We start from the raw sequence: 9435 nt of genomic DNA, 5'->3' as shown, positions 1-9435 counted from the left end.
GGGTGACAACGTGTCGATCACCGTCAAGCTGATCGCCCCCATCGCCATGGAAGAAGGCCTGCGCTTCGCCATCCGCGAAGGCGGCAAGACCGTGGGCGCCGGTGTGGTCGCCAAGATCCTCGCGTAATTCGCAAACAAACAGGAATTACCATGGCTACCAAACAGAAAATCCGCATTCGCCTCAAGGCGTTTGACTACAAGCTGATCGACCAGTCGGCTGCCGAGATCGTGGACACGGCCAAGCGCACCGGCGCCATCGTCAAGGGCCCCGTGCCCCTGCCGACCCGCATGAAGCGTTTCGACATCCTGCGCTCGCCGCACGTCAATAAGACCAGCCGTGACCAGTTCGAAATCCGCACCCACCAGCGTCTGATGGACATCGTGGACCCGACCGACAAGACGGTCGATGCCCTGATGAAGCTCGACCTGCCGGCCGGCGTGGACGTCGAAATCAAGCTGCAGTAAGAAAAACCGCGGCGCGCGGCCGTCTGTCCCGAACCGACCGCAGGGCCGAATTTGCCTGTCAAGGCGAATTCGGCTATACTGTCAGGCTCAGCTGAATTTGGCGTGCCAGATTCAGCTGAGTTTTATTAACCCTCTTTCACATTCCAACGTCCGCGACCAATTGAAGTCGTGGCGGTGAAGGCAAAGGAGAAAAAATGAGTCTGAGCAATCGATTGGGGTTGCTGGGGCGCAAGGTGGGCATGATGCGTCTGTTCACTGATGACGGCGATGCAGTGCCTGTCACGGTGGTGGATGTGTCCAACAACCGAGTGACCCAGATCAAAACCCAGGACAACGACGGCTATGTCGCCCTTCAGGTGACCTTCGGCTCGCGCAAAGCTTCGCGCGTGACCAAGCCGGTAGCCGGCCACCTTGCCAAGGCAGGTGTTGAGGCCGGTGAAATCATCCAGGAATTCCGTGTCGAGGCCGACGCCGCCGCCAAGTACCAGGCCGGCGCCGCTGTGCCCGTGACCGACGTGTTTGCCGTGGGCCAGAAGGTCGACGTGCAGGGCACTTCGATCGGCAAGGGCTTTGCCGGCACGATCAAGCGTCACAACTTCAAGTCGCAGCGTGCGTCGCACGGTAACAGCCGTTCGCACAATGTTCCGGGCTCCATCTCCATGGCGCAGGATCCGGGCCGCGTGTTCCCGGGCAAGCGCATGACGGGCCACATGGGCGACCAGACCAAGACGATCCAGAACCTGGACGTCATCCGCATTGACGAAGCCCGTCAGCTGCTGCTGATCAAGGGCGCGATCCCCGGCTCCGCTGGTGGTTTTGTGACCGTCCGTCACGCCGTCAAGGTGCAAGCCAAGAAAGGAGCGAACTGATGCAGCTCGAACTCCTGAACGACCAGGGCCAGGCCGCTTCCAAGATGGAAGCCCCGGACACCGTGTTCGGTCGTGAATACAACGAAGCGCTGGTGCACCAGATCGTGGTGGCCTTCCAGGCCAACGCCCGTCAGGGCACCCGTGCCCAGAAGGACCGCGAACAGGTCAAGCACTCGACCAAGAAGCCGTTCAAGCAAAAGGGTACCGGCCGCGCGCGTGCTGGTATGACCTCCTCCCCGCTGTGGCGTGGGGGCGGTCGCATCTTCCCGAACATGCCCGACGAGAACTTCACCCAGAAGATCAACAAGAAGATGTACCGCGCCGGTATGGCTTCGATCTTCTCGCAGCTGGCCCGCGAAGGCCGCCTGGCCGTGGTCGAGTCTCTCAAGGTGGACTCGCCCAAGACCAAGCAGCTGGCTGACAAGTTCAAGGCCATGAAGCTGGACTCCGTGCTGGTGATCGCCGACCAGGTTGACGAGAACCTGTACCTGGCCTCGCGCAACCTGACCAACGTGCTGGTGGTCGAGCCGCGTTACGCCGATCCGCTGTCGCTGGTGCACTACCGCAAGGTGCTGGTCACCAAGGCGGCCATGGACCAACTCAAGGAGATGTTCGCATGAGCACCGCCAAGTTTGAAGAAGGTCGTCTGATGCAGGTGCTCGTCGCTCCCATCGTGTCCGAGAAGGCCACCATGGTTGCCGAGAAGAGCAATGCAGTGACGTTCAAGGTGCTGCAGGACGCGACCAAGCCTGAAATCAAGGCCGCCGTGGAACTGATGTTCAAGGTTGAGGTCAAGGGCGTGTCTGTGGTGAATACCAAGGGCAAGACCAAGCGCTATGGCAAGTCCGTCGGTCGTCGCGACAACGTTCGCAAGGCCTACGTGACGCTCAAGCCGGGTCAAGAGCTGAACCTGTCCGGGGAGGCTGCGTAATCATGGCTGTCATCAAAATGAAACCGACTTCGCCGGGCCGTCGTGGCGTGGTGAAGATCTCGCGTGACCACCTTTACAAGGGTGAGGCCTACGCTCCCCTGCTCGAGCCCCAGTTCCAGCAGGCCGGTCGTAACAACAACGGCCACATCACCACCCGTCACAAGGGTGGTGGCCACAAGCACCACTACCGCGTGGTCGACTTCAAGCGCAACAAGGACGGTATCCCCGCCAAGGTCGAGCGCATCGAGTACGACCCGAACCGTTCGGCCCACATCGCTCTGGTGTGTTATGCCGACGGCGAGCGTCGCTACATCATTGCGCCGCGTGGCCTGGAAGTGGGCGCCACCATCGTGAACGGCGCTGAAGCGCCGATCCGCGTGGGCAATGCCTTGCCGATCCGCAACATCCCGGTGGGCTCGATCATTCATTGCATCGAGCTGCAGGCTGGCAAGGGTGCCCAGGTGGTTCGTTCCGCCGGTGCTTCCGCCACGCTGCTGGCCCGTGAAGGCACTTACGCCCAGGTGCGCATGCGCTCGGGCGAGGTGCGCAAGATCCATATCGAATGCCGCGCCACCATCGGCCAGGTCGCCAACGAAGAACACAGTCTGCGCCAGCTCGGCAAGGCCGGTGTCAAGCGCTGGATGGGTATTCGTCCGACCGTTCGCGGTGTGGTGATGAACCCGGTCGACCATCCGCACGGCGGCGGCGAAGGCAAGACCGGCGAAGGTCGCCACCCTGTCGATCCGTGGGGCAATCTGACCAAGGGTTACCGTACCCGCAACAACAAGCGCACGCAGGTCATGATCGTGTCGCGTCGCAAGAAGTAAGGGGAACGCACAATGACACGCTCTCTGAAAAAAGGTCCCTTTGTGGACCATCACCTGGTGGCCAAGGTCGACAAGGCCGTCGCCACCAAGGACAAGAAGCCGATCAAGACCTGGTCGCGTCGCTCCATGGTTCTGCCCGATTTCATCGGCCTGACCATCGCCGTGCACAACGGCAAGCAGCACGTGCCGGTCTACATCACTGACCAAATGGTGGGCCATAAGCTGGGTGAGTTCGCGCTGACCCGCACCTTCAAGGGCCACCCCGCGGACAAAAAAGTCCAGAAGAAATAAGGGAATTGAACATGGAAACACGTGCAACCCTTCGTGGTGTCCGCCTCTCGGTGGACAAGGGCCGTCTGGTCGCGGATCTGATCCGTGGCAAGAAGGTCGACCAGGCCCTGAACATCCTGCAGTTCACGCAGAAAAAAGCTGCCGTGATCATCAAGAAGGTTCTGGAGTCCGCCATTGCCAACGCCGAGCACAACGACGGCGCCGATATCGACGAACTGAAGGTCAAGACCATCTACGTCGAACAAGGCACCACGCTCAAGCGTTTCACTGCCCGTGCCAAGGGTCGTGGCAACCGTATCAGCAAGCCCACGTGCCATGTGTACGTGACGGTCGGCAACTAAAGAGGTCAGAAGGATATGGGACAAAAAATCAACCCGACCGGCTTCCGCCTCGCCGTCAGCCGTAACTGGGCCTCGCGCTGGTACGCCAGCAACCGTGACTTCGCCGGCATGCTGGCCGAAGACATCAAGGTGCGCGAGTACCTGAAGGCCAAGCTGAAGAACGCGTCCGTTTCGCGCGTGCTGATCGAGCGCCCCGCCAAGAACGCCCGCATCACGATCTTCTCGGCGCGTCCGGGCGTCGTGATCGGCAAGAAGGGCGAGGACATCGAGAACCTCAAGCGCGACCTGGGCAGGCAGCTGGGCGTGCCGGTGGCCGTCAACATCGAGGAAGTGCGCAAGCCCGAAATCGATGCCAAGCTGATCGCCGACAGCATCACCCAGCAGCTCGAGAAGCGGATCATGTTCCGCCGCGCCATGAAGCGCGCCATGCAAAACGCCATGCGTCTGGGTGCCCTGGGCATCAAGATCATGTCGGCGGGCCGTCTGAACGGCATCGAGATCGCCCGTACCGAGTGGTATCGCGAAGGCCGTGTGCCGCTGCACACCCTGCGCGCCGACATCGACTACGGCACCTCGGAAGCCAAGACCACCTACGGCGTCATCGGCGTCAAGGTCTGGGTCTACAAGGGCGACACCCTGGGTCGCAACGATCTGCCCACAGCCGTTGAGCCGCGTACCGAAGAAGAGCGCCGCCCGCGTGGTCCGCGTCGCGACAGCCGTCCGGCCGGTGACCGTCCCGCGGCTCCCCGCGGTGCACGCCGTCCGGCTGGCAGCGCCGCCGCGCCTGCCGACGGCAGCGACAAACCCGCAGAGGCCACCCCTGGTGCCGATGCCCCGAAAACCGCCGTTAAGCGCGTCCGCAAAGTCGCCGCGCCAGCTGCAGCAGCTGACGGCGCCAAAGGAGAATAAACATGCTGCAACCTGCACGTAGAAAATACCGCAAGGAGCAAAAAGGCCGTAACACCGGTATTGCCACCCGTGGCAGCTCCGTGGCCTTTGGCGACTTCGGCCTGAAATGTACCGACCGCGGCCGTCTGACGGCCCGCCAGATCGAGGCGGCACGTCGTGCCATCTCCCGTCACGTCAAGCGTGGCGGCCGCATCTGGATCCGCGTGTTCCCCGACAAGCCGATTTCCCAGAAGCCTGCTGAAGTGCGTATGGGTAACGGCAAGGGCAACCCGGAGTACTACGTGGCTGAAATCCAGCCCGGCAAGATCGTGTTCGAGATCGTCGGCGTGCCCGAAGAGCTGGCCCGCGAAGCGTTCAAGCTGGCTGCCGCCAAGCTGCCGCTGCGCACCACCTTCGTCAGCCGCATGATCGGCCAGTAATCAGGAGAATGAAGAAATGAAAGCTGCTGAACTGCGCCAGAAAGACGTTGCCGGCCTGCAAGCCGAGGTCAAAGAGCTGCAAAAAGCCCACTTTGGTCTGCGCATGCAAAAAGCCACGCAACAACTGAACAACACGGCCACGCTGGGCAACACCCGTCGCGATATCGCCCGTGCCAAGACCCTCCTTGCTCAAAAGCAAGCCGCCAAATAAGGAGCACTGAATGACGGAAGCTAAAAAATCCCTCAAGCGCACCTTGGTTGGCAAGGTGGTCAGCGACAAGCGAGCCAAGACCGTGACCGTGCTGGTCGAGCGTCGTGTGATGCACGAGCTCTACGGCAAGATCGTGGCCAAGTCGAGCAAGTACCACGCCCATGACGAAAAGGGTGAATACAAGCTCGGCGACGTGATCGAAATCACCGAAAGCAAGCCGATTTCCAAGACCAAGAACTGGGTTGCCACCCGTCTGGTCGAAAAGGCTGCAGCGGTCTAAGCTCATTGCAGCATGCGCTGCAGGACACCCCGAAACGGCTCACAATGCGTGAGCCGTTTTTTTTACCCCTAGTCAATCTATCGAGGAGCACACCATGATCAAAGTCGGTGATACCCTGCCGGGCGCCACGCTGATGGAATATTCCGAAGTCGAGGGCGATGGCTGCAGCATCGGTCCCAACCCGGTCGATGTGAGCAAGACCGTGGCCGGCAAGACCATCGCCATCTTTGGTCTGCCGGGCGCTTTCACCCCGACCTGCTCGGCCAAGCACGTGCCGGGTTATGTCGAGAAATTCAACGAGTTCAAGGCTGCTGGCGTCGACGAGATCTGGTGTGTCAGCGTGAACGACGCCTTCGTCATGGGCGCCTGGGCGCGTGACCAGAAGAGCAACGGCAAGGTGCGCATGCTGGGCGACGGCAGTGCCGAGTTTGCCAAGGCCACCGGCCTGACCCTGGACCTGGCGGCACGCGGCATGGGTCTGCGCAGCAACCGTTACTCGATGCTTGTGAAGAATGGCAAGGTGGCCAGCCTGAACATCGAGGCGCCGGGCAAGTTCGAGGTCAGCGATGCCGGGACCCTGCTGGGCCAAGCCAAGGGCTGATTCGCGCCTCCTTGCTTCGGACGATTCAGGCCTGGCCAAAGGCCACCGCAGTCATGCGGTGGCCTTTTTGTTTCTGGCTTCAGCGCAGCGTTTCGCTCAGTGCGGCTCTCAGATAGTGAGCGCCAGCTATTGGATTGTGATAATAAGGCGGAACTTCCTCAAAGCCCAGATCTCCGTAGAGCCCACGGGCGGCTTCCATCTCGTCCAGGGTGTCGAGCAGGACATGGTCGTAGGCGTACAGATGGGCTGCGTCCAGGATGGTTTCGGCCAGCTGCCGGCCCAGACCCAGCCCTCGAAATGCAGGGCGCACATACAGGCGCTTCATCTCGCAAGCGTTGGGATAATCGGCGCTGTCCAGGGGACGCAGGGCACAGCAGCCAGCCAGCTGGCCGTTCACCAGGGCCAGCAGCAGGGCCCCCCGTGGCGTGGCATAGTCGCCGGGCAGGGTCGCGAGTTCCTCCTCAAAACCCTGGAAACACAGATCGACGTTGAGGCTGGCGGCGTACTCGCGGAAAATCTCGCGCACGGCGTCGAATTCAGCAGGCTGCTGGGGCGTCAGGATCGCGATGGTGGGCGGGTTCAAGGCAAGGATGACTGAGCTTATGGAAAACAAGTTTAGCGTGAGGCAAAAGCAAACTTCATCTGCGGGCGTGCGCTTCCTGCGGCAGGTACTTGCCTTGGGGCTGGCTGGCGGACTGCTGGCAGCTTGCCAGACGGTGCAGACCACGGGGGCGGGCCAGGTCGGCGTGACGCGCAACCAGTACATGGGCGTGAGTGCGGCCGAGGTGGATGCCGCATCAGCACAGTCTTATCGCAAGATGCTGCAGGAAGCCGAGAGCAAGAAACAGCTCAACCAGGACGCCGCCATGCTGGCGCGGGTGCAGGGCATCGCCAAACGGCTGGTAGCGCAGACCGTGCACTTCCGCGCCGATGCGCCGGGCTGGCGCTGGGAGACCAATGTCTTCAAAAGCGAGGAGGTCAATGCCTTCTGCATGGCCGGCGGCAAGATCGGCATTTACAGCGGCCTGATCGAGAAACTGAAGATCACGGATGACGAACTGGCCGCCGTCATGGGTCATGAAATTGCGCATGCCCTGCGTGAGCACGTGCGCGAGCAGGTCTCACGGCAGCAGGCAACGCGATTGCCGGGGCTTGTGGTGGCTATCGTGACCGGCAACCAGGCCCTGGCGGATCTGGGCGATACGCTGACACAAGTGAGCTTTACCCTGCCGCGCAGCCGAGAGGCCGAGAGTGAGGCCGACCAGATCGGCGTCGAATTGGCGGCACGGGCCGGGTACGACCCGCGTGCGGCCATCAGCCTGTGGCAGAAGATGAACCAGTTGGGGGGTGGCCGCCCCCCTGAATTCATGAGCACGCACCCCTCGCCCGAATCACGCCAGCAGGACCTGGCGCACATCAGTGCGGTCGTGATGCCCCTGTACGAACAGAGCCACCAGAAACGCTGAGGCGCTTCACGGGGCCGTGAGCCACAGCAGCAGGGCGACGGCGCCGGCGCTGAGCAGCAGCAATACGGCGGCCAGCAGGCGGCTGCCGGCGTCATCGCGCGAGGCCGGGATGGCCTGTGCCAGCTCCTTGTCACCGGTGAGCATGGGACGTACCAGGTTCTGCCGCTTGCGCCAGAGGTAATAGAGAATGGCCAGGGTGTGCAGGATCACCAGTACGATCAGCACCCGTTTGCCAACCTCGCGGTGGTACCAGGAGGCCAGGCTCACGAAGTCGCTGGAGGCCAACCGTGTCAGTGGCCCGCTGGCGGCAATCTCGTCGTCGCTGAAAAGTCCGGTGCCCACCTGGGCCAGCAGGAAAAACAGCAAGGCAAAGACCGAGAGTGCCCCGGTAGGGCTGTGCCCGACCGCATACGCAGGATCGCCCTGGCCGCGCAGGTAGTGCCACAGTGTGACAGGTGAGTAGACAAAGGCTGCGAAGCGTGACCAGCGCCCGCCGAACAGTCCCCAGAGCAGGCGAAAGACCAGCAGCGTCAACGCGGCATAACCCAGGCGGAAATGCCATTCCATGTAACCGAGCTGGGCTGTGGTCACGAGGGCGATGACGCAGAGCGCCAGCAGCCAGTGGAAGAGGCGTGTGGGGAGATCCCAGATTCTGACGAGATGCGGCATGACGGGTCCTAGCATAGGATGCTTGAGAAGAAGTCGTTGCTTGGTATTTTCCCTGAGATGGGGGAAACCATGCGAACTTTGGCGCAACCAGCGGCTCCCAAGTCAGGGAACCTCCCCGTTTACCAGCAAAGGAAGAACATGAAAACCATCGGTATCCTTGTCGCCGCAGCGGCGATCATCGGCCTCAGCGGCACGGCTTCCGCCCAGTTTGCCAAGCCGGAAGACGCGATCAAATACCGCAAGAGTGCCTTGTTCGTGATGCAGCAGCACTACGCGCGGATCGGGGCCATGGCCAGCGGTCGTGCGCCTTTTGACGCCAAGGTGGCGGCTGAGAATGCTGCGATCGCCGAAGACATGTCGCGCCTGCCCTGGGCGGCCTTCGGCGAGGGCACGGACAAGGGGGATACCAAGGCCTTGCCGGAGATCTGGAAGGAGCAGGCCAAGTTCAAGGCGGCTGCAGAGAAGATGCAAAGCGAGATGAGCAAACTGGCCGCCGCTGCCAAGACCGGCAACCTGGACAGCATCAAGACGGCTTTCCAGTCCACCTCGGGCAGCTGCAAGGCCTGCCACGACGATTTCCGCGGCAAATGAGACACAGGGGATAGACCCTCGCTTCGACGATCAGGGGCAGCCCAGGCTGCCCCTGGGCTTTTGGGGCCGGACGACAGATGGATCAGGTCTGGGCCAGCAACTCTTCGATCAGGCGGTGAAGCTCGGCAAAATCCGGCTCACCGATGTAGCGCTTGACGATCTCGCCCCGCTTGTCGACCAGGTAGGTGGTCGGGGTCAGGCTCACCTTCCCCCAGGCCGAAGCCACGGCTCCGGTGTTGTCGATGGCCACCTTGAAGGGCAGCTTGCGGGTCTGGCTGAAGTTGACGACGTAGCTGGGCGGGTCGTAGCTCATAGCCACGGCCACCGTGTCGAAGCCGCGGGCCTGGTATTTGTCGTAGGTGGCCATGATCTTGGGCATCTCGGCCACGCAGGTGGTGCAGCTGGTGGCCCAGAAGTTCACCAGCACGACTCGGCCGCGGAAATCCGCGGTGCTTTGCTGGCTGCCGTCGAGCAGCACAAACGTGGAGGCCGGGGCCGGTCCGAAACCGGGTGAGCGCAAGAGCAACCAGCCGGCCAGCAGCACCATGGCAGCTGCGGCAAGATA

18 protein-coding genes are annotated in these 9435 nt (G+C 62.0%); 15 read left to right on the top strand and 3 right to left on the bottom strand.

What is annotated here, in order from left to right; genetic code table 11:
• The 13 genes from ACYVH8_RS13705 to ACYVH8_RS13645 form a co-directional block, all read left to right on the top strand.
• On the top strand, nt 1-127 hold a 127-nt coding region (locus ACYVH8_RS13705; protein ID WP_460488266.1), incomplete at its 5' end, for an EF-Tu C-terminal domain-related protein.
• Nucleotides 128-150: 23 nt separating this feature from the next.
• Nucleotides 151-465 carry a 30S ribosomal protein S10 gene (rpsJ, locus tag ACYVH8_RS13700; protein ID WP_028250951.1) on the top strand — a complete coding sequence of 105 codons (315 nt, stop codon included), beginning with the start codon at nt 151-153 and terminating at the stop codon, nt 463-465.
• Nucleotides 466-659: 194 nt separating this feature from the next.
• Nucleotides 660-1334, top strand: a complete 675-nt coding sequence (rplC, locus tag ACYVH8_RS13695; protein WP_460489365.1) for a 50S ribosomal protein L3 — start codon at nt 660-662, stop codon at nt 1332-1334.
• On the top strand, nt 1334-1954 hold the full coding sequence (rplD, locus tag ACYVH8_RS13690; protein ID WP_460489364.1) for a 50S ribosomal protein L4: 621 nt from the start codon (nt 1334-1336) through the stop codon (nt 1952-1954). The genes rplC and rplD overlap by 1 nt, the downstream gene beginning before the upstream one ends.
• Complete coding sequence (rplW, locus tag ACYVH8_RS13685) at nt 1951-2265, top strand: 50S ribosomal protein L23 (RefSeq protein ID WP_174253576.1); 315 nt, start codon at nt 1951-1953, stop codon at nt 2263-2265. The genes rplD and rplW overlap by 4 nt, the downstream gene beginning before the upstream one ends.
• A gap of 2 nt (nt 2266-2267) precedes the next feature.
• Nucleotides 2268-3092, top strand: a complete 825-nt coding sequence (gene rplB / locus ACYVH8_RS13680) for a 50S ribosomal protein L2 (protein ID WP_460489363.1) — start codon at nt 2268-2270, stop codon at nt 3090-3092.
• A 12-nt stretch (nt 3093-3104) separates the two neighbouring features.
• The gene (rpsS, locus tag ACYVH8_RS13675; RefSeq protein WP_460489362.1) at nt 3105-3383 is read left to right on the top strand and encodes a 30S ribosomal protein S19; all 279 of its coding nucleotides are present in this window, start codon (nt 3105-3107) and stop codon (nt 3381-3383) included.
• Between the two features lie 11 nt (nt 3384-3394).
• Nucleotides 3395-3724, top strand: a complete 330-nt coding sequence (gene rplV / locus ACYVH8_RS13670) for a 50S ribosomal protein L22 (protein ID WP_057674139.1) — start codon at nt 3395-3397, stop codon at nt 3722-3724.
• A gap of 15 nt (nt 3725-3739) precedes the next feature.
• Entirely contained in the window at nt 3740-4633 is an 894-nt protein-coding gene (gene rpsC / locus ACYVH8_RS13665) for a 30S ribosomal protein S3 (RefSeq protein ID WP_460489361.1), read from the top strand.
• A 2-nt stretch (nt 4634-4635) separates the two neighbouring features.
• Nucleotides 4636-5052, top strand: coding sequence for a 50S ribosomal protein L16 (rplP, locus tag ACYVH8_RS13660; RefSeq protein ID WP_057674137.1), 417 nt, complete (start codon nt 4636-4638; stop codon nt 5050-5052).
• 16 nt (nt 5053-5068) lie between these two features.
• A complete protein-coding gene (gene rpmC / locus ACYVH8_RS13655) occupies nt 5069-5263 on the top strand; it encodes a 50S ribosomal protein L29 (protein ID WP_460489360.1) in 195 nt (64 codons plus the stop codon).
• A 10-nt stretch (nt 5264-5273) separates the two neighbouring features.
• The gene (gene rpsQ, locus ACYVH8_RS13650) at nt 5274-5543 is read left to right on the top strand and encodes a 30S ribosomal protein S17 (RefSeq protein ID WP_460489359.1); all 270 of its coding nucleotides are present in this window, start codon (nt 5274-5276) and stop codon (nt 5541-5543) included.
• 94 nt (nt 5544-5637) lie between these two features.
• Nucleotides 5638-6144, top strand: a complete 507-nt coding sequence (locus tag ACYVH8_RS13645) for a redoxin family protein (RefSeq protein ID WP_460489358.1) — start codon at nt 5638-5640, stop codon at nt 6142-6144.
• 79 nt (nt 6145-6223) lie between these two features.
• Here ACYVH8_RS13645 and ACYVH8_RS13640 read toward each other — a convergent pair whose 3' ends face one another.
• Nucleotides 6224-6727: a GNAT family N-acetyltransferase gene (locus tag ACYVH8_RS13640; RefSeq protein ID WP_460489357.1), complete on the bottom strand. Its 504-nt coding sequence runs from the start codon at nt 6725-6727 to the stop codon at nt 6224-6226.
• Nucleotides 6728-6746: 19 nt separating this feature from the next.
• On the opposite strand from ACYVH8_RS13640, the gene ACYVH8_RS13635 reads away from it, so the two are divergent.
• Nucleotides 6747-7610 carry a M48 family metallopeptidase gene (locus tag ACYVH8_RS13635; protein WP_460489356.1) on the top strand — a complete coding sequence of 288 codons (864 nt, stop codon included), beginning with the start codon at nt 6747-6749 and terminating at the stop codon, nt 7608-7610.
• A 6-nt stretch (nt 7611-7616) separates the two neighbouring features.
• Here the strand turns inward: ACYVH8_RS13635 and ACYVH8_RS13630 are convergent, their stop codons facing one another.
• Nucleotides 7617-8279, bottom strand: a complete 663-nt coding sequence (locus tag ACYVH8_RS13630; protein ID WP_460489355.1) for a cytochrome b/b6 domain-containing protein — start codon at nt 8277-8279, stop codon at nt 7617-7619.
• Nucleotides 8280-8417: 138 nt separating this feature from the next.
• Here ACYVH8_RS13630 and ACYVH8_RS13625 point away from each other — a divergent pair, with 138 nt between their 5' ends.
• Entirely contained in the window at nt 8418-8870 is a 453-nt protein-coding gene (locus tag ACYVH8_RS13625; protein WP_460489367.1) for a c-type cytochrome, read from the top strand.
• 82 nt (nt 8871-8952) lie between these two features.
• Here the strand turns inward: ACYVH8_RS13625 and ACYVH8_RS13620 are convergent, their stop codons facing one another.
• The gene (locus ACYVH8_RS13620) at nt 8953-9417 is read right to left on the bottom strand and encodes a TlpA disulfide reductase family protein (RefSeq protein WP_460489366.1); all 465 of its coding nucleotides are present in this window, start codon (nt 9415-9417) and stop codon (nt 8953-8955) included.
• Nucleotides 9418-9435 lie beyond the last annotated feature (18 nt).

Source organism: Curvibacter fontanus, from assembly GCF_054780335.1.
The sequence above is the reverse complement of the archived record's forward strand: the minus strand, read 5'-3'. Positions and strand labels throughout refer to the sequence as shown.

What these genes read in the sequence shown, in the direction of transcription:
- rpsJ (WP_028250951.1), top strand. Translation starts at nt 151, where the DNA reads ATGGCTACCAAACAGAAAATCCGCATTCGCCTCAAGGCGTTTGACTAC.
- rplC (WP_460489365.1), top strand. Translation starts at nt 660, where the DNA reads ATGAGTCTGAGCAATCGATTGGGGTTGCTGGGGCGCAAGGTGGGCATG.
- rplD (WP_460489364.1), top strand. Translation starts at nt 1,334, where the DNA reads ATGCAGCTCGAACTCCTGAACGACCAGGGCCAGGCCGCTTCCAAGATG.
- rplW (WP_174253576.1), top strand. Translation starts at nt 1,951, where the DNA reads ATGAGCACCGCCAAGTTTGAAGAAGGTCGTCTGATGCAGGTGCTCGTC.
- rplB (WP_460489363.1), top strand. Translation starts at nt 2,268, where the DNA reads ATGGCTGTCATCAAAATGAAACCGACTTCGCCGGGCCGTCGTGGCGTG.
- rpsS (WP_460489362.1), top strand. Translation starts at nt 3,105, where the DNA reads ATGACACGCTCTCTGAAAAAAGGTCCCTTTGTGGACCATCACCTGGTG.
- rplV (WP_057674139.1), top strand. Translation starts at nt 3,395, where the DNA reads ATGGAAACACGTGCAACCCTTCGTGGTGTCCGCCTCTCGGTGGACAAG.
- rpsC (WP_460489361.1), top strand. Translation starts at nt 3,740, where the DNA reads ATGGGACAAAAAATCAACCCGACCGGCTTCCGCCTCGCCGTCAGCCGT.
- rplP (WP_057674137.1), top strand. Translation starts at nt 4,636, where the DNA reads ATGCTGCAACCTGCACGTAGAAAATACCGCAAGGAGCAAAAAGGCCGT.
- rpmC (WP_460489360.1), top strand. Translation starts at nt 5,069, where the DNA reads ATGAAAGCTGCTGAACTGCGCCAGAAAGACGTTGCCGGCCTGCAAGCC.
- rpsQ (WP_460489359.1), top strand. Translation starts at nt 5,274, where the DNA reads ATGACGGAAGCTAAAAAATCCCTCAAGCGCACCTTGGTTGGCAAGGTG.
- ACYVH8_RS13645 (WP_460489358.1), top strand. Translation starts at nt 5,638, where the DNA reads ATGATCAAAGTCGGTGATACCCTGCCGGGCGCCACGCTGATGGAATAT.
- ACYVH8_RS13635 (WP_460489356.1), top strand. Translation starts at nt 6,747, where the DNA reads ATGGAAAACAAGTTTAGCGTGAGGCAAAAGCAAACTTCATCTGCGGGC.
- ACYVH8_RS13630 (WP_460489355.1), bottom strand. Translation starts at nt 8,279, where the DNA reads ATGCCGCATCTCGTCAGAATCTGGGATCTCCCCACACGCCTCTTCCAC.
- ACYVH8_RS13625 (WP_460489367.1), top strand. Translation starts at nt 8,418, where the DNA reads ATGAAAACCATCGGTATCCTTGTCGCCGCAGCGGCGATCATCGGCCTC.
- ACYVH8_RS13620 (WP_460489366.1), bottom strand. Translation starts at nt 9,417, where the DNA reads ATGGTGCTGCTGGCCGGCTGGTTGCTCTTGCGCTCACCCGGTTTCGGA.